The following is an 18,049-nucleotide window of genomic DNA, read 5'->3' as shown; positions in this document are numbered from 1 at the left end:
GGAGGAAGAACCGCGACGATCCCCGCTCGTCCCCGCGACCACGGCTCAGAGCGCTTCGAGCACGTCGAGCGCCCGCTCCACGCCGTGCTCTCCCCGCATCCGTCGCCCCACGTCGGCGGCACGGTCGCGGCGGGTGAGGGCGTCGCGCATCGCGGCTTCGAGCGCGCCCGCCGACACGCGACGCAGCGGAACCGGAGCGGCGGCCACGCCCTGTCGGTGCAGCTGGGCGGCCCAGAACGGCTGGTCCGCGGTGACGGGCACGACGACCGCGGGCACGCCGGCCCGGGCAACGGCGTGCGCGGTACCGGCCCCGCCGTGGTGCAGGGCGAGCGTCGCGCCCGGCAGCACCGTGTCGAACGGCGTCGACGGCACCGTCAGCACGTCGGGGCCACGGAACTCAGCCGGCAGCGCGAGGCCGCCCGCCCCGGTGACGAGCAGCACCCGGAGGCCGTGGGAACGCGCCGCCGTGACGATCGCGGACCCTCGATCCGAGGCGTTCCGCGCCGTCCCCGTCGTCATGGACCCGAACGAGGCGACGATGAAGGGACCGGCCCGCAGGAAGTCGCCGACCTCGGGGTCGAGTGACGCCGCCGGTGTCGCCTCGTACCAGGCCCCCGTCTGGTGCACCCGCTCCGGCCAGTCGTCGGGTCGCGGGAGCAACGCAGGACTCAAGGCCATGAGCGTCGCACGCGACGGGGACCGCCGCGCGGGACGACGGCCGCCCGGCAACTCGGCGGCGGCGCGCACCACGTCGGCGTCGAAGAGGCGGGCGACGGCGCGCGGGACGGCGTAGGTGGACCGGTTGCGCGAGCCGAGGTCTCGGGTCGCCGTCGGGCCCCCGGCGGCGGGGAAGCGCTCGCTCGGGGTGGCCACGGGCGCGAACTCCACCAGCACGCGGGGAACACCGAGCGCGTCCGCCGCCATCGGAGCGCTCAGGATCAGCGGGTGGTGCACCACCACGTCGGGGTCGAAGGCGACGCTCTCCCGCACCGCGGCCGTGAGCATCCGCCGCATCGCGGGACGCACCTCGGTGCGCAGGTGGTGTGCGAGCGCTCGAGGGGTGCGCCGGGCGGGGAACAGCACCCGGTGCGCGTCCAGACCGAGGCGCACGGTGTCGACGCCCTCGGGCGCGACCGCGTCGTCCGGCAGCGCCAGCCGGACCTCGTGTCCGCGGGAGAGGGCGTGTCGTGCCAGTGCGGCGAAGGGCTCGACGTCGCCACGGGTACCGGCGGTGAGCAGCATCATGCGCATCCGACCAGTGTGGCGGTGAAGCCGGCGTCCGGCGTCACCGTCGGCCGGGTACGCTCGGGCCGGTGACTGACGGCCTCGAGCGAATGCCGCGCACCGCGCCGTCCAGGATCGGACCGGCCGTGCGCCGGCTCCTGCTGATCTCGCGACCGGTGCTGTGGATCAACACCATCGGCTCCGGGCTCGTTGCCGTGTGGCTCACCGGAGCGCTGTTCGACGTGCGGGCACTGCCGCTCATCCTGTGGCTCACCCTGCCGTTCAACCTGCTCATCTACGGCGTCAACGACATCTACGACCAGGACACCGACGCGGCCAACCCCCGCAAGGGATCGATCGAGGGTGCCAGGATCCGACAGTCCGAGGTGCGGCTCATCGCCTGGGCCGTCGCGGTCGTGAACGTCCCGTTCCTCGTCTACTTCTCCATCGCACTGCCGCCGCTCGCGAACGCGGTGATCCTGCTCTACGCGGGTGTCTTCGTCTTCTACTCCGCACCGCCGCTGCGCTTCAAGGCGCGGCCGTTCCTCGACTCGCTGAGCAACGCCGCGTACGCGCTGCCGCTGGTCATCGTCCCCGCGGCACTCTCGGTCACCCCGGTGTGGCCGGCCGCCCTCGGCCTGATGGCGTGGAGCGTTGCGAAGCACGCCTTCGACGCGGTGCAGGACATCGTGGAGGACCGCGATGCGGGCATCACCACCACCGCGGTCCGACTCGGCGCGCGCGGGACGGCATGGTGGAGCGGGTCCTGGTGGATCGTCTCCACGGCACTCTTCGCCGTGGTGAGCGTGCCCGTGGCCGCCGTCAACCTGCTCATCGCCGGCATCCTCGTGGTGTCCCTGCTGCGCGAGCCGACGCCGGAGACCGGTCACCGCCTCTACCGTCTGTCGGTCGCCTTCCCGTACATCGCGGGCTCGTTCGCCGGGGTGCTCCTCATGGTGTCGATCGTGCTGGGAGGCCGCTCGTGAGCCGCATCGTCGTGGTCGGGGGCGGGATCGGCGGACTGACCGCCGCCGCGCTGCTCGCACACGCTGGGCACCGGGTCACCCTGCTCGAATCCTCCGCCGAACTCGGCGGCAAGAGCCGGCGCATCCACCTGGGTGCGGACCGGATCGACACCGGCCCGTCGTTGATGACGTTCCCCGCCGTGTGGGACGAGTTGCTGCGGCGACTCGGCGACGGTGCGGGCGCGGGCGCGGGCGCACCCGAGCGCACTCGCGATGACGGTCACCTCGACCTGGTGCGGATGCCCGAGGTCGGTCGCTACTACCACGACGGCGAGGAGACCTCTCTGCCGGTGGCGCCCGACCACCCGTGGTACCCCGCCTGGCGGCGGTTCTCGGACCTGCACGCGCCCCTCGCCGACGACGTGACCGAGTTGCTGCTCGCCGACCCCCTCGACCGCGCGGCCCTCCCGGCGCTCCGTCGACTGCTGGCCGTCTACGGTTCGCGTCTCACGACGCGCGCCTACCTGGACGGCCTGCCGTGGCTGCCGGACGGACTGCGCGAGATCATCGCGATCCACACCCTCAACGCGGGCGTCTCGCCTGCACGCACCCCCGCCCTCTACGCGAGCATGCCGGCGATCATGGCGGAGACCGGCGCCTGGGTGCCGCGCGGCGGGATCTACGAGATCGTGCTCGCGCTGGGCCGGCTGGCCGAGGCCGCCGGAGCCGAGGTGCGCACCGGCGAGACCGTCACCCGCATCGAGCGCGGGTGGGTCACCACCGATGCCGGCCGGTACCCGGCCGACCTCGTCGTCAGCGCCGTGGACGCCGACCGGCTCACCACGCTGACGGGTCCGTCGCGGATCCCACCGCTCCCCCGCCTGCGCCCCCGCACCCTCTCCTGCTCGGCCGTCGCGCTGTACGGCGTCCTCCGCCAGGAGCTGCCGGCGGACCTCGCGGCGCACAGCGTGGTGCTCCCGACGAAGCCCGCCGCACTGCACCGGAGCCTCGAGGCCGGCGACGAGCCGGCCGACACCATGGTGTTCGTCAACCAGTACCGCGCGGGCGAGGTGTACCCGAACCCGCGCAGCACCGTCGGGATCCTGCTCACCGCTCCGGCCGACGGCGGTCACTACACGGCGGAGCACCCCTTCGTGCAGCGCGAGGTCGACCGTGTCTCCCGCGCGATGGGACTCGACGGGCCCCTCACCGACCTGCTCGACGAGCAGGTCGTGCTCGATCCGCAGTACTACGGCGAGGGCGGCGAACCACACGGTGCGCTCTACGGAGCGGCACGTCCGCCGTGGCTGAGCGGGCCGTTTCACCGCCCCTCGTACAACGACCGCTGGCGGCCCTGGCTGTGGCGGGTCGGCGCGTCGGTGCACCCCGGCGGTGGCGTCCCGGCCGTGGTGGGTGGCGCGATGATCGCGGTGAACCGGCTGCTCAAGTCGACACCGGCCTGACACGAACCAGCGACCCGCGCGACACGGCCCGACACGAACCAGCGACCCGCGCGAGACCGGCCGGCCGCTACACGAACGCGGCCTGCCCGGTGATCGCCCGCCCGACGATCAGGGTGTTGACCTCGCGCGTGCCCTCGTACGAGTAGATCGCCTCGGCATCGGCGAAGAACCGGGCCACGCCCTTGTCGAGCACGATGCCGTTGCCACCCTGCACCTCGCGGCACCAGGCGACGGTCTCACGCATCTTCGCGGTGGCGAACGCCTTGGCCATCGCCGAGTGCTCGTCGCCCCCGACCCCGGCGTCCTGCATGGCCGAGGCCTGCGTGCAGAGTGCGATCGAGGCCGTGATGTTCGACAGCGACTTGACGAGCAGGTCCTGCACGAGCTGGTGCGCCGCGATCGGCTTGCCGAACTGGATCCGCTCGCGGGCGTAGGCCAGGGCAGCCTCGTACGCACCGACCGCGATGCCGACGGCCTGCCAGGCCACCTCGGTGCGGGTCAGGCGGAGCACCTCGGCGGTCGAGCGGAACGACGTCGCGTTCTGCAGCCGACGCGACTCGGGCACCCGGACGTCCTGCATGACGATGTCGGCGTTCTGCACGCCGCGCAGCGCGATCTTGTCCTCGATCTTGGTCGCGGTGAAGCCCGCGGTGTCGGTGGTCACGAGGAAGCCCTTGACCTGGCCGTCCTCGACGTCCTTCGCCCAGATCACGACGACGTCGGCGAAGGTGGCGTTGCCGATCCAGCGCTTCTCGCCGTCGAGCACCCACTCGTCACCCTCGCGTCGGGCGGTGGTGCGCAGGCCCTTTGCGGAGTCGCTGCCGGAGTACGGCTCGGTGAGCCCGAACGCCCCGACGATCTCGCCGGCGGCCATCCGCGGCAGCCACTCACGCTGCTGCTCGTCACTGCCGGCGACCGCGATCGAGTTCATCGCCAGGCCGGACTGCACGCCGATGAAGGTGGCGACGCTCGCGTCGACGCGACCGAGTTCGAGGGCCGCCCACCCGCGGTACACGGCCGAGTTCTCGAACTGGCGCACGAGCGGGACGCCCGGCCCGTACATGCCGAGCTCGGCGAGCGGCGCGATCACCTGCATCGGGAACTCGGCACGCGCCCAGTACTCGTCGGCGATGGGCCGGACCTCCTGTTCGAGGTACTGCCGGAGCTGCCCGAGCGCCCCGCGCTCCTGCTCGGTGAGCTGCTGCTGGAAGCCGTAGAAGTCCGATTCGAGCAGGGGCGTCGCGGGCATCGTCGTTGACATGGGAACCACGATGCATCATTCTCGAAAACGTTGCAAGGGAGGACCGCGTGTACACATCAGACTCTGCGCTGCGCGCCTTCCGGGAGGCCCGCCACACCTTCATCGCCGGCTCGCGGATCGACATGGGGGCGTTGGCTGCCTCGCTCGGCGTGGACCGCACGTCGCTGTTCCGGTGGGTCGGCAACCGTGACCGGTTGCTGTCCGAGATCCTGTGGTCCCTCGCAGTCCCGACACTCGACGGGGCCACCCACGTCGCCGACGAGATCGGGGCGACCGGAGCAGCCCGGCTCGTCGTCGTGCTCGACCGGTTCACCGCGGACCTCATCGAGGCCCCGTACTTCCGGGCGTTCCTGACCCGCGAACCCGCTCGGGCGATGCGCCTGCTCACCACCTCGGAGAGCGACGTGCAGAGCCGGTTCGTGGCCCGGGTCACCGCACTCATCGAGCAGCAGGCGTCGTCCGGTACGTTCGATCCGGCACCGTTGTCGGCTGAGGAGCTCGCACGGCTGCTCGTCCGGATCTCCGAGTCGTTCACCTACGCCGAGTTCATCTCCGGCGAGACCCCTGATCCCGATCGAGCCCGTGCGGCGTTCGAGTACGTCCTGCGGCCCGACGCGGTGCACGCCACACCCGCACCACCGATCGGAGACCGATGACCATCGACGAGTACCCGTTCCGCCGCACCTACCCCACCAGGTGGAACGACAACGACATGTTCGGGCACGTCAACAACACGATCTACTACTCGGCGATGGACAACGCGTCGACGTACTGGTTCCGCGGGGTCGCCGGGCTCGACCCGTTCTCGTCGGAGTGGATCGCCGTGCTGGTGTCGTCGAGCTGCCGGTTCGTCGAGTCCGCCGTCTGGCCGGACGTCATCGAGGTCGGGATGCGCTCGAAGCACCTCGGCACCACGAGCCTGTCGTGGGAGTTCGGCCTGTTCCGGCAGTCCGACGGCGCCCTGCTCGCCACGGGTGAGTTCGTGCACGTCATCATCGACCGCGAGGGCGCCCGCCGCCCGATCCCGCTGCCCGCCGAACTCCGCGAGCTCGTGACCGGCTCGATGGTCGCGCAGCAGCCCGCCGTCGCCGACTGACCAGGACCCTCCGCAGAACCGAAGTGCCCCCGAACCACGCGATCACGCGGTTCGGGGGCACTTCGGTTGTGCGAGCGGCGCCGGACCCGAACGCCAGCGCCGCGGTCCGGGTCAGATCAGGTCGTCCGTCAGGTGGTTCGGCGTGCCGAAGCGGTGCGCCGTGATCGACACCGCCTGTTCGCGGACGAACGGCAGGATCTCGAGCCGCCCGGCCTCGGTCACGGGGCCGCCGTGGACCGCGACGTCCGGACGACCACCGACGGCCGAGTACAGGCCCGAGGTGTCCCCACCGATGAGCCGCACCCGGGTCGACGGACCCGAGGCGACCGAGCTCGCGAAGGCCGCGTCGGGCACCGTCTGTGACAGCGACTGGACGATCGGCAGCGAGCGGATCGCCGAGGCGACGGACGACGGCAGCGTCGCGGCCGTGGAGACGTCGATCGTCGTGCCGGCACGGAGCGCAGCGGCGACGACGCGGACGAGCTCGACCACCGAGGCGTCCGTGTCTGCGTCCGGGTCGGCAACCGCGGCCAGCCGCACCTGCACCGACGGGAACGGCAGGTACCGGGCGATGTTCCGCTCGGCGGAGAGTGCCGAGACGTCCGTCGCGGTGCCGAACAGCGTCGACCACGCCCGCTCGTCGGACGCCAGCGCACGGTCGAGCATCGGCGAAGCGACCTCGGCAGCCCGGGCGAACGCCGAGACCGGACCCGAAACGGCGACACCGGACGCGGCGACCGCCGGTGCAGGCGTCCACGACCCGAGCCCGAGCAGGTAGTTCAACCCGCCGGCCTTCGTGCCGGCGCCCACGGCCGACTTCTTCCACCCGCCGAACGGCTGGCGGCGGACGATGGCGCCCGTGATGCCGCGGTTGACGTAGAGGTTGCCCGCCTGGATCCGCGACAACCACGTGCCGATCTCGGCCGGGTCGAGCGAGTGCAGGCCCGAGGTCAGGCCGTAGTCGACCTCGTTCACGATGTCGATCGCCTCGTCGAGCGAGTCCGCGGTCATCATGCCGAGGATCGGGCCGAAGTACTCGGTGCGGTGGAACTCCGAGCCGCGGCGGACACCCTGTCGGACGCCCGGGCTCCAGAGCTTGCCGGTCTCGTCGAGCTGCTTCGGCTCGACCGCCCAGGACTCCCCCGCGCCGAGCTTCGTCAGGCCGTCGAGCAGCTTGCCCGACGCCGGCTCGATGACCGGGCCCATCTGGGTCGCCGCGTCGGTCGGGTAGCCCACCGTGAGCGAGGACACGGCGTCGAGCAGCTGGTTCCGGAACCGCTTCGACTTGGCGACCGAGCCGACCATGACGACGAGGGACGCGGCCGAGCACTTCTGCCCGGCGTGCCCGAAGGCCGATGCGACGACGTCCTTCACGGCGAGGTCGAGGTCGGACGACGGCGTGACGATGACGGCGTTCTTGCCCGAGGTCTCGGCGAGCAGCGGCAGGTCGGGGCGGAACGAGCGGAACAGCTCGGCCGTCTCGTAGGCACCGGTGAGGATGACCTGGTCGACCATCGGCGAGGTGATGAGCTGCTGGCCGAGGTCGTTCTCCGACACCTGCAGGAACGCGAGCACGTCGGCCGGGGCGCCGTGGGCGTCGAGCGCGGTCTCGATGATCGAGGCGAGCACGGCACCGGAGCGCTCCGCGGGCGGCGCGGGCTTCAGCACGACGGCCGACCCGGCTGCCAGCGCGGCGAGGGTGGACCCGGCGGGGATCGCGACGGGGAAGTTCCACGGCGGCGCGACCAGCGTCAGCTCGGCCGGGGTGAACGTCGCTCCGTCGACCTCGTCGAGCGACGACGCCAGGGTGCCGTAGAAGTGCGCGAAGTCGATCGCCTCGGACACCTCGGGGTCGGCCTGGTCGATGGTCTTGCCGGTCTCCGACGCCATGACCTCGATGAGGGCGGCGCGGTTCGCCTCGAGTGCGTCGCCGACGGCGTGCAGCACGGCGCCACGTGCACCACCGGACCAGGTCCCCCAGACCGCACCGGCGGCCTTGGCGCGACCGAGCGCGGAGTCGAGCGCCGTGGCGGAGTCGGCCCGGGCCTCCTGGACGGCACGGACGCCGAGCGTCGACGAGGCGACCCGTGCGGTGATGGCGTCGCCCCAGGCGCGGACGGCGCCGACCGAGGGGTCGCTGTCCGGGGTGTTCTCGAAGTGGCCGGGGCCGGGGCGGCCGACGGCGGCGTACCGGTCGGCGACACGGTGGGAGGCCGGCGCTTCGAGACCCTCGGGCGTCGCGAGCGGCACCAGGGACGCGCGGAAGCGCTCCTCTTCGCGGGCGAACAGCGGCGGCGAGGACACCAGCGAGAAGACCGCGGACATGAAGTTGTCCTGCGACGCGCCCTCCTCCAGACGACGGATCAGGTAGGCGATCGCGACGTCGAACTCGCCCGGGTGGACGACCGGCGTGTAGAGCAGGAGCGAACCGACGGTGTTCTTCACGGCCGACGCCTGCCCCTGCGCCATGCCGAGCAGCATCTCGAACTCGATGCCGTCCCGCACGCCGCGCTCACCGGCGAGCAGCCAGGCGTGCGCGACGTCGAACAGGTTGTGCCCGGCGACACCGACGCGGACGTTCTCGACGCGCGATGGGGTGAGCGCCCAGTCGAGCACGCGCTTGTAGTTGGTGTCCGAGTCCTGCTTGGTGTGCCAGGTGGCGAGCGGCCAACCGTGCACCGAGGCCTCGACCTGCTCCATCGGCAGGTTCGCGCCCTTGACCAGACGGACCTTGATGCCGGCACCACCGCGGGCACGGCGGGCGGCGGACCACTCCTGCAGCTCCTGCATCGCGGCGAGCGCGTCGGGCAGGTACGCCTGCAGCACGATGCCGGCTTCAAGGCCGAGGAACTCGGGCTCGTCGAGGAGCTTCGTGAAGACCGCGATGGTGAGGTCGAGGTCCTTGTACTCCTCCATGTCGAGGTTGATGAACTTGGCCGGGGTGGCGGCTGCGGCACGCTGGAAGAGCGGTCGGAGCTGCTCGACGATGTCGTCCACCGCGTGGCCGAACGCCCACGGCGAGTGCGGGTGCACGGTCGAGGACACCTTGATGGAGACGTAGTCGACGTCGTCGCGGGCCAGGAGCTTGTGCGTGCCCTCGAGCCGGCGGGCGGCTTCGCGCTCGCCCAGGACGGCCTCGCCGAGCAGGTTGACGTTGAGGCGGACGCCGTCGCGCTTGATGCCGGCGATGGCCGGGCCGAGCTTGGAGTCGGTCGCGTCGACGATGAGGTGGCCGACCATGTTGCGGAGCACCCGTCGGGCGATGGGGACGACGACGTTCGGCAGCATCGGGGCCATGCCACCGCCGAGCCGGACGAGTCCGCGGAGCGCGGCGGGCAGGAACCCGGGGGCGTCCGGGGCGATCTGGCGGAGCTTGCGGGCGGCGACCGCGAGGTCTTCCGGCCGCACGACGCCGTCGACGAACCCGACGGCGAAGTCGAGTCCGGCGGGGTCGGCGAGCACGCCGGCCAGCTGCTTCGCCGAGCCGTCGACCGGGTAGGACTCGGCCTCGGCGAGCCACTGTCGGACGAGTGCGACGGACTGGTCCGCCAGGGCGTCGTGGTCGATGGCGGAGTCCTCGTGCAGCGTCGTCATGGGTTCAGTGTGGAGGTCCGGGATGCGGTAGCGGAAGTGAGCGTTCCTGATGGATACCGTTCAGTTGCGCTACCGTTCCCGCCACGACCCGGCTACCGTCGGAGCATGCTCGACGTCCGTCGTCTCGTGCTCCTCCGTGAGCTGTCCATCCGCGGCACGATCGCGGCCGTCGCCGACGCGGTGAACTTCACCCCGTCGGCGGTCTCGCAGCAGCTGAGTGCCCTGGAGCGGGAGGCCGGCGTGCAACTCCTCCGCAAGGCCGGGCGACGGCTGCAGCTCACCCCGCAGGCCGAGGTGCTGGTCGCTGCGGCGGGCCAGGTGCTCGACGTCCTCGAGCACGCGCAGTCACAGGTCGAGGACACCCTGTCGTCCGTGCAGGGTCGCGTGCGGGTCGCGGTGTTCCAGTCCGCGGCCCTCGCCCTGATGCCGAGCGCCCTGCACGAGATGGCGACGGAGCACCCCGATGTCCGGGTCGAGATGGTCCAGCGGGAACCGGAGACCGCGCTGAACGAGACGTGGGCGCGCGACTTCGACATGGTCATCGCCGAGCAGTACCCGGCCCACGCCGCTCCGCACCTGCCGGGGCTCGACCGCTCCGACCTGACGACCGACGCCGTCCGGCTGGCCCTGCCTCCGCTCGACACGGCCCTGCGCCCGGTGTCGTCGCTCGAGGACGCCCGCACCATGCCCTGGGTGATGGAACCCCGCGGCACCGCGTCGCGGCACTTCGCCGAGCAGGTCTGTCGGCGCTGGGGCTTCGAGCCCGACGTCCGGTACGAGACCGCCGACCTGCAGACGCAGATCCGCCTGGTCGAGTCGGGCAACGCCGTCAGCCTGATGCCCGACCTGATGTGGACCGGCCGGACGACGACCTGTCGGCTGCTCGAGCTGCCGGAGCGTCCGCGGCGCACGATCTTCACCGTGGTCCGGTCCGCCGGGTCGTCCTCCCCGGCGGTCCGTGCCCTCCGCGACGCCCTGGAGCGCGCCGCAGCCGCGGTCGGCGACTGATCCGCCCTCGCGATGCCCGGTGCGGTGGCGCCGGGTCGCCTGGGCGTCCGCACGCTCGGCCGCGCCTGAGACGCGACACCGGACGGACGGGAGGCACGGTGCGGGCCCGCACCGTGCCTCCCGTCCGGCACAGCGCGCCACACGGCGGGCCGCGGCCTGCGGGGGTCAGGCGGTTTCCCGCACGCACCCCCAACCCGGGTCACATTCCGATCAATCGGCCCGGATCGGCAACGTCATCCCGCTACGATCCGAGAACGCCGACATTCTCGGCAAATTCACATGATCCGGGCGTGCAGCCCGGACCGAATCCCTGGGGGAACCCGTGCATCGCAGCACCTCCACCGTCCGACGCGCCTGCGCCGTCGGCACCACCGTCGCCCTCGTCGGTCTGACCACCGGCCTCGGCATCATGACCGCGACGGCCGCCAACGCCGAGACGCTCGACACGACGCAGCCGATCACGGCCGTCGAGTCGCCGGCCCCGGTCGACGGCGACGAGACGCCCACGCCGACGGACCCGCCCGCCGAGACCACGCCCGAGACCCCGGCTCCGGCCGAGGAGCCCCCGGCGGCACCGACCCCGGAGGCCACCGACGAGCCCGCCGCTCCGGAGACCACCGCGCCGGCCGCCACCGAGGCCCCGAAGCCGACCGAGACCCCGAAGCCGGACGTCTCCACGAAGGCCGCCGACGTCACCGTCACCATCGAGGGCACGGCGAAGGTCGGCACCCGACTCGTCGCCGTCGTCACCGGCTTCGACGACGAGGCGGGGTACAAGTACTCCTGGACCGACCAGGACGACAACGTCCTGTCGAAGGCCGCGAGCTACGTCGTCGACCCCACCGACGTGCGCAAGACCATCACGGTCGCCGTGACGGGCACGCTGCCCGGCGCGACCGAGACGTCGACCGTCACTTCTGCCGCGACCGCCGCCGTGTCGCAGACCCCGGTGTTCCTCGGTGAGGACGGCCAGCCCACGAAGGCCGGCGCCACGCAGGACAGCCCGCTCGAGCTGAACACCGCCGCCGGTGACGCCTTCTCGCACACCTTCCGTGCGCAGGGCTTCCCGGAGCCGAAGTACAGCCTGTCCTGGTTCTACGACGAGGACGCCGACTACGCGGAGGAGTTCCCGGAAGACCAGACGGCCCCCGAGGACCAGCTCCCCTACGACCTGACCTTCGACGCCTCGACCGGTGAGCTCAGTGGCACCGCGACCCTGGCGCTGGACTACGAGTTCGCGGTCACCGCGACGAGCGGCACCGAGTCGGTCACGCAGTACGTCTCGATGACCGTCGAGGCCGCGGACCCGATCGGTGTCCTGGTCTACACGACCGATCGCGCCGGCCTGTTCGACGAGGGCGACGAAAGCGACGAGGACCGCACCTCCTGGATCATCGAGCCCGACGGCAGCATCTACACCCTCGGCGAGGACGACTTCCAGATCGGCGGCCGTCCGACCATCAAGCAGGGAGGGACGCTCATCATCCAGGGCGGCCTCGTGGACCGCTTCGGCAACCCAATGGGCGGCTTCGACAACGAGACGCCCGAGCTGCCGACCGTGACGTCCGACGTCGCCAGCGACGTGATCGCACCCGACCCCGAGCTCGGTGACTTCGGCCTCGTCGGCGTCACGTTCCCGCACGCCTCGATCCACACCCTGACCGTCGCAGCGGGCGAGTTCGCCACGTCGTTCGCCGTGGACGTCCAGCCGACCGCGGTCGCCGGCATCGCCGACCCGACCCCGGTCGCGCCGGCAGCGGCCCCGGTCACCCCGGTCAACACCGGCGGTCAGCTCGCCTACACCGGCTCGGACTCCACCGACGCGCTGCCGTGGGCCCTCGGCCTGCTCGTCGCCGGTGCCGGCCTGATCGGCGCCCGCTTCGCGCGCCGTCGTCGCGCGCAGCGCTGACCCCCTGAAGACGTCTCCCGTCCGTCGCGTGCCCGCGCGGCGGACGGGAGGCCCGTGACGGCCCCGCCTGCTCCCTCACCGGAGCAGGCGGGGCCGTTTCGCATCCGCGCCCGGCCGGGTCCGCGCCGGTAGCGTTGGCGACATGCCCACGCTGCTGCACATCGACTCCTCGGCCGACCTGTCCCACTCCCGCTCGCGCGCGCTGACCGCGGCCTTCGCCGAGGCCTGGCGCGCCCGCGGCCCGGAGTACAGGGTCGTTCGGCGGGACCTGCACGTCGACCAGCTCCCCCACCTCGAGAGCTCGGCGCTGCACTGGGCAGCCGCCGACCGCACCGCTGAGGAGACCGTCACGCCCGAGGCCGAGGCCCTGCGTCAAGAGGTCATCGACGAGCTCCTGGCCGCCGACGTCGTCGTGGTGGGTGCGCCGCTGTACAACTACACCGTGCCGTCGACCCTGAAGGCGTGGATCGACCGCATCCACGTGCCGGGCATCCTGACCGGCGGCGTGCAGCCCCTGGCCGGTCGACCCGTCGTGACCGTGGTGAGCCGCGGCGCGACCTACGACGCCGGCACCCCGACCGAGGGGTGGGACCACGGCTCCCCCGTGCTGCACATCGTGCTCGGCACCGCGCTCGGCATGAAGCTGTACCCGATCACCGTCAGCGCGACCCTGGCCGACCGGCTGCCGGACCTCGCACCGCTGGCCGAGCACGCCGCCGCCGAGTTCGCCGACGCGAAGACGACGATCGAGCGCCTCGCGACGACGCTCGGCTGAGCCGCGCGTCTGCGAACGGACGCTCAGGCGGGCCGGACCTCGTCAGCCCGCCCGAGCAGCTCCGCGTGGAAGGCCGTCTGCGTCAGCGCGCTCGCGAGCAGGAACCCGGTCATCGACTCGATCCCACCGCTGAACGGCACCCGGGCCGCGACCTCGAACAGCGTCGGGCGGTCGAGCGCATCGAGGGCCGCGGCGACGTGGCGTGAGCGTTCCTCCCGGTGCCGGGCCAGGGTCTGCGCGCGGGTCACGACGTCGCGGAACCGGTACTCATGCCCCGGGCAGACCTCGAGGTCGGCGTACGGGTCGAGCCGGGCCAAGGACGCCAGGTAGTCCCCCAGCGGGTTCGTGTCGGTCCGGCCACCGAGCCCGATGCCGGAGTTGATCCGCGGCAACACGTGGTCGCCGGAGAACAGCAGCCCGTCGGCCTCGTCGAGGAAGCACACGTGACCGGCCGTGTGCCCCGGAGTCCACAGCGTGCGGATCGTCCGACCGGGGATCGGCAGCAGGTCGCCGTCCTCGAGCAGCACGTCGGCGAACGGCGCCTCGATCCGGCCCATCCCGATCCGGCGCCCGCTGCCCCACGCCTCGACGACCCCGGCGCGCAGGTGTTCCGGCAGCCCCCACGTCGCGATGTCGGCGTCGTTCCGCTCGGCGTCGGTACGCTCCCGTTCGAGCGCACGGACCTCGAGGCCGTGCATCGCCACCCGTGCTCCCGTTGCCCGGCGGATCGCGGCCGCGGCGCCCAGGTGGTCGGCGTGCAGGTGTGTGACGGCCACGAGCGACACGTCGTCCAGGGTGCGTCCGATCGCGGCGAGCCCGTCCCGCAGCTCCGCGAGTCCGCCGTCGGCCGACCACCCGGGGTCGATCACCGCGAGCGAGCCGTCGGGCCCCTCGACGACGTACACGAGGGTGGCGTCGGGCACCCCGAACCGGAACGGCACCGCGAGGGTCCAGATGCCCGGCCGGACCTGCTCGACGGGCGGCAGCACGCCGTCGCGGAGCGCGGCGGCCTGCACGGGGCTGATCGGTTCCGGGGCCGGCGCTGCCGGAGGGGGCACGGTCGTCACGCCGGCCACCCTACCGACGCAGGCCGACCTGCCCGGTGTGATCCGGGCCTCCCGGCCGCGCATCGTGAGCAGACGATGTCGGGTCGTTGCGCCGGACCCGACCATTCCTGCTCACGAAGCGCGCAGCGCTGCCAACGCGCGCGAGTAGACAGGACGCATGGAGATCGCACCGATGCTCGCCAAGGCCGTCGCCACCGTCCCCGACCCGGACAGCACGAAGGGCGGGCTGCGGTACGAACCGAAGTGGGACGGATTCCGGGGCATCGTGACCATCGACGGGGACGACGTCGAGATCGGCAGCCGCGGCGCCAAGCCGCTCACCCGGTACTTCCCCGAGCTCGTCGAGGCGTTCCGCGCGCAGTTCGGCGGCCTCGACCACCCGGTCGTCCTGGACGGCGAGGTGATCCTGCGCTCCGGCGAGCCCGGTGCCGAGCGCCTCGACTGGGAGGCGTTGTCGCAGCGCATCCACCCGGCGGCCTCGCGGATCGCCAAGCTCAGCGTCGACACCCCGGCGCAGTTCGTGGCCTTCGACCTGCTGGCCGTCGACGGGGAGGAACTCCTCGACCTGCCCTTCGACGAGCGCCGCGAGCGCCTGGAGCAGCTCGGCGACGCCATGACGGACCCGCTCTTCGTCACCCGCACCACCCTCGACGTCGAGCAGGCGCGCGAGTGGCTCACCACCTTCGAGGGCGCCGGGCTCGACGGCGTCGTCGCGAAGCCCCGCGCACGGCCCTACGAACCGAACAAGCGCTCGATGCTCAAGATCAAGCACCACCGCACCGCCGACGTCGTCGCCATCGGCTACCGCGTGCACAAGAGCGGCTCCGGCGTCGGGTCGCTGCTGGTCGGTCTGTACGACGCGGACGGCGAGCTCCGCCAGGTCGGCGGCGTCTCCGCCTTCTCCGACAAGCGCCGGGCCGCGTTGATCGACGAACTCGAGCCCGTCGTGCTCCGCGATGCGGACGGGAGGCCCGTCACCGGAGACGGGGAACGGTCGCGGTTCTCGTCGGGTCGCGACACGTCGTTCGTCCGGCTGGCGCCGGAGTTGGTGCTGGAGGTCCGGTACGACCAGATGGAGGGCGACCGGTTCCGGCACACCGTGCAGTTCGAGCGGTGGCGGCCCGACCGCGAGGCGACGTCGTGCGGGTTCGAGCAGCTCGAGGTGCCGAGCGCCTACGACCTGAACGACGTGCTGTCCTGACGACGGAACGCACTGCGGTGTCCGTTTGTCGCTGTTCTGTCACGTTCGGCGAAAAGTAGTTAGCCGAACTAGTGAAGCCGTGCCAGGATGATCTCAGCAGCACGAGGTGTCCAGCCCGGATGCCCGGATCGAAAGCGGTCGACATGAGCACCAGCACGCTTGTCCGCCACCCTCGGCGGAGCCCCTTCACAGAAGTCCGAGAGGCACGGCGCCAGCGCGTCCTGCAGCTCAGCGCGGTCGTCAGCGCCATCGCCGGCGTGACCGCCACGGCACTCGCGCTCGTCACGATCGGGCTCGGCGCGTGATCGTCGACGGCATCACCGACGTGCACCGTGGCACGTGGTCGCGGCTGACCCGCCTGCACACCGCCAGCATCGGCGTACCGACGCACACCACGCGCGTCGAGGACCCGGATCGCCAGCGGGACGTCTCCTCCGCCGCCTGAGGCTCGGCGGCTCAGCGCTCGGCCTCAGCTCGGCTTCTTCGCTCGTGAAGGCTGGACGCGCAGCGGCTCCCCCGGCATCTTCGGGAAGTCCGGCGGGAACGGCAGTTCACCCTCTCCGTTCGCCAGGTCGCGCTCCCACCACTCGAGCAGCGGTGCGATGCTGCCCGGCTGCTCCCCCATCGACTCCCACGGGTCGCCGGTGGTCCGCAGCCGGTCCGGCACCGTGCGGATCGTGAAGGCCGTCGGGTCCGCGGTGCGCAGTTCGTCCCATGTGATCGGCGTCGACACCGAGGCGTGTGCCAGGGCCCGGGGGCTGTAGGCGCCGGCCATCGTGCGGTCGCGGTTCGCCTGGTTGAAGTCGACGAAGATCCGCTGCCCCCGCTCCTCCTTCCACCACGCCGTCGTGACCCGGTCGGGCATGCGGCGTTCGAGCTCGCGGGCCGCGGCGATCACCGCGTGCCGCACCTCGAGGAACTCGTGCTCGGGGCGGATCGGCGCGAACACGTGCAGGCCGCGGTTGCCGCTCGTCTTGATCCAGGTGGTCAGGCCGACCTCGTCGAGGACCTTCCGGAGTTCCTCGGCCACCGGCACCGTGTCGCCGAAGTCGGTGCCGGGCTGCGGGTCGAGGTCGATGCGGAGCTGGTCCGGGTGGTCGCTGTCCTCGGCACGAGAGGCCCACGGATGGAAGACCACCGTGTTCATCTGTGCGGCCCACACCGCCACTGCCGGTTCGTCGATCACGAGCTGCGGGTGCGACCGGGCACTCGGGTAGGTCACCGTGACGGAGCGGACGTAGTCGGGCGCCCCCTTCGGCGGGTTCTTCGAGAAGAACTGCTCGCCGTCGACACCGCCGGGGAACCGCTGCAGCGAGATCGGCCGGTCGCCGTTCGCCCGGACGAAGGCGCCGCCCACCGTGACCAGGTACTCGGCGAGGTCGAGCTTCGTGATGCCCGCCTCGGGCCAGAGCACCCGCGAGGGACTGCTGATCCGGACCTCGCGGTCACCGTCGGGCCCGGGCACCCGCACCGTCGTCGCTTCGCTCGCCATGCAGCGGAACCTACACGCGTCCGTGCCGCCCGCCCGCAGCCCGACCCCCGCCTCCGCGCTCCCGCAAGACACCGGTGTTCACTCGTCGAACACGCGCACGCCGGTGTTCAGCGTGCGAAAACCGGTGTTTTGCAGAGCGGGCAGGATGGGCGAGTGAACGCGTACCTCGGGGTGGACCTTGCGTGGGGACTCGGCTCCGAGCGGAAGGCCGCGAACGAGACCGGGCTGGTCGCGATGGACGACGACGGCACGATCACCGATGCCGGCTGGGCGCGCGGGGTCGACGCCGTCACGGACTGGATCGCCCAGCACCTCGGGCCACGTTCCCTCATCGCGGTGGACGCCTCGCTCGTCGTGACCAACCCGACGGGCATCCGCGAATCCGAGCGGCAGGTCGGGCAGCGGTACGGCCGGTGGAAGGTCGCGGCGAACCCGACGAACCAGGCCTCCGCGGCGAGCGCCGGCTCAGCGCTGCTCGACCGGCTGACCGCCCTGGGCGTCGGGTACGTCTCGGACACGGACTCGATGCGGGCCCGCACCGGACCGGCGACGTTCGAGTGCTACCCCTACACGACGCTGGTCGGGGTGGAGGAGCTCGGCTACGACGTGGAACGACCCCGGTACAAGCGGCTCGACCTCCGGATCCCCGCCGCCGAGGCACGTGCCCGTCGCGCCGAGGCCTTCGACGAGCTGGTCCGGCGGCTGCGCGAGACCCCGCTCGACCCGCCGCTGCTGGTCGACTCCCATCCGCTGACGCGGCGGCTCGCCGATCCGTCGGTGCTGCACGGTCCGACGCACAAGCACCGCGAGGACCTGCTCGACGGGGCCCTGTGCGCGTGGACGGCGGCGTTCTGGGAGCGACACGGCGACCAGCGCGTGCAGATCCTGGGAGGTGATCGGGGCCTCCCATCCGACCTGCTGGACGAGGCGGGCCGCCGGCCCGTCGTGGTGGCGCCCGCGCGCCCGTCGCAGCGGAGGCCGCGCGGCTAGGGTT

At 72.1% G+C, this 18,049-nt stretch carries 16 protein-coding genes; 11 read left to right on the top strand and 5 right to left on the bottom strand.

Translation table 11 applies throughout. The annotated features are described in order from the left end of the window. Window positions 1–45 precede the first annotated feature (45 nt). Window positions 46–1,251 (bottom strand): glycosyltransferase, encoded by a 1,206-nt coding sequence (locus KK087_RS12520; RefSeq protein ID WP_214565719.1) that lies wholly within the window; start codon window positions 1,249–1,251, stop codon window positions 46–48. Window positions 1,252–1,313: 62 nt separating this feature from the next. On the opposite strand from KK087_RS12520, the gene KK087_RS12515 reads away from it, so the two are divergent. After that, the gene (locus KK087_RS12515) at window positions 1,314–2,210 is read left to right on the top strand and encodes a UbiA family prenyltransferase (protein WP_307858421.1); all 897 of its coding nucleotides are present in this window, start codon (window positions 1,314–1,316) and stop codon (window positions 2,208–2,210) included. Further along, window positions 2,207–3,652 (top strand): phytoene desaturase family protein, encoded by a 1,446-nt coding sequence (locus KK087_RS12510; RefSeq protein ID WP_214565717.1) that lies wholly within the window; start codon window positions 2,207–2,209, stop codon window positions 3,650–3,652. The genes KK087_RS12515 and KK087_RS12510 overlap by 4 nt, the downstream gene beginning before the upstream one ends. 67 nt (window positions 3,653–3,719) lie before the next feature. Here KK087_RS12510 and KK087_RS12505 read toward each other — a convergent pair whose 3' ends face one another. Beyond that, complete coding sequence (locus KK087_RS12505; protein ID WP_214565771.1) at window positions 3,720–4,901, bottom strand: acyl-CoA dehydrogenase family protein; 1,182 nt, start codon at window positions 4,899–4,901, stop codon at window positions 3,720–3,722. A gap of 59 nt (window positions 4,902–4,960) precedes the next feature. On the opposite strand from KK087_RS12505, the gene KK087_RS12500 reads away from it, so the two are divergent. Further along, entirely contained in the window at window positions 4,961–5,569 is a 609-nt protein-coding gene (locus KK087_RS12500; protein WP_214530192.1) for a QsdR family transcriptional regulator, read from the top strand. After that, a complete protein-coding gene (locus KK087_RS12495) occupies window positions 5,566–6,009 on the top strand; it encodes an acyl-CoA thioesterase (protein ID WP_214565709.1) in 444 nt (147 codons plus the stop codon). The genes KK087_RS12500 and KK087_RS12495 overlap by 4 nt, the downstream gene beginning before the upstream one ends. 111 nt (window positions 6,010–6,120) lie before the next feature. On the opposite strand, the gene KK087_RS12490 is transcribed toward KK087_RS12495, so the two are convergent. Further along, window positions 6,121–9,603, bottom strand: coding sequence for a proline dehydrogenase family protein (locus KK087_RS12490; RefSeq protein WP_214565707.1), 3,483 nt, complete (start codon window positions 9,601–9,603; stop codon window positions 6,121–6,123). Window positions 9,604–9,708: 105 nt separating this feature from the next. On the opposite strand from KK087_RS12490, the gene KK087_RS12485 reads away from it, so the two are divergent. From KK087_RS12485 to KK087_RS12475, 3 genes are all read left to right on the top strand, one after another. Further along, window positions 9,709–10,611, top strand: a complete 903-nt coding sequence (locus tag KK087_RS12485) for a LysR substrate-binding domain-containing protein (RefSeq protein ID WP_214565705.1) — start codon at window positions 9,709–9,711, stop codon at window positions 10,609–10,611. 322 nt (window positions 10,612–10,933) lie between these two features. Next, window positions 10,934–12,520: a putative Ig domain-containing protein gene (locus tag KK087_RS12480; protein WP_214565703.1), complete on the top strand. Its 1,587-nt coding sequence runs from the start codon at window positions 10,934–10,936 to the stop codon at window positions 12,518–12,520. 142 nt (window positions 12,521–12,662) lie between these two features. Next, complete coding sequence (locus KK087_RS12475) at window positions 12,663–13,295, top strand: FMN-dependent NADH-azoreductase (RefSeq protein ID WP_214530188.1); 633 nt, start codon at window positions 12,663–12,665, stop codon at window positions 13,293–13,295. Between the two features lie 23 nt (window positions 13,296–13,318). Here the strand turns inward: KK087_RS12475 and KK087_RS12470 are convergent, their stop codons facing one another. Beyond that, window positions 13,319–14,362 (bottom strand): MBL fold metallo-hydrolase, encoded by a 1,044-nt coding sequence (locus KK087_RS12470; protein WP_214565701.1) that lies wholly within the window; start codon window positions 14,360–14,362, stop codon window positions 13,319–13,321. 157 nt (window positions 14,363–14,519) lie between these two features. On the opposite strand from KK087_RS12470, the gene KK087_RS12465 reads away from it, so the two are divergent. From KK087_RS12465 to KK087_RS12455, 3 genes are all read left to right on the top strand, one after another. Beyond that, window positions 14,520–15,563 carry an ATP-dependent DNA ligase gene (locus KK087_RS12465; RefSeq protein WP_214565693.1) on the top strand — a complete coding sequence of 348 codons (1,044 nt, stop codon included), beginning with the start codon at window positions 14,520–14,522 and terminating at the stop codon, window positions 15,561–15,563. A 143-nt stretch (window positions 15,564–15,706) separates the two neighbouring features. Next, the gene (locus KK087_RS12460) at window positions 15,707–15,868 is read left to right on the top strand and encodes a hypothetical protein (RefSeq protein WP_214530183.1); all 162 of its coding nucleotides are present in this window, start codon (window positions 15,707–15,709) and stop codon (window positions 15,866–15,868) included. After that, window positions 15,865–16,008 (top strand): hypothetical protein, encoded by a 144-nt coding sequence (locus KK087_RS12455; protein ID WP_214530182.1) that lies wholly within the window; start codon window positions 15,865–15,867, stop codon window positions 16,006–16,008. Before KK087_RS12460 ends, KK087_RS12455 begins: the two co-directional genes overlap by 4 nt. A 24-nt stretch (window positions 16,009–16,032) precedes the next feature. Here KK087_RS12455 and ligD read toward each other — a convergent pair whose 3' ends face one another. After that, a complete protein-coding gene (gene ligD / locus KK087_RS12450; protein ID WP_214565685.1) occupies window positions 16,033–17,055 on the bottom strand; it encodes a non-homologous end-joining DNA ligase in 1,023 nt (340 codons plus the stop codon). A gap of 153 nt (window positions 17,056–17,208) precedes the next feature. Here ligD and KK087_RS12445 point away from each other — a divergent pair, with 153 nt between their 5' ends. Next, window positions 17,209–18,045: a DUF429 domain-containing protein gene (locus KK087_RS12445; RefSeq protein ID WP_214565683.1), complete on the top strand. Its 837-nt coding sequence runs from the start codon at window positions 17,209–17,211 to the stop codon at window positions 18,043–18,045. Window positions 18,046–18,049 lie beyond the last annotated feature (4 nt).

The sequence above is a fragment of the Curtobacterium aurantiacum genome (assembly GCF_018598555.1).
Classification (GTDB): domain Bacteria; phylum Actinomycetota; class Actinomycetes; order Actinomycetales; family Microbacteriaceae; genus Curtobacterium; species Curtobacterium aurantiacum.
Note: the sequence above shows the minus strand (reverse complement) of the source record. Positions and strands in the feature narration are given on the sequence as shown.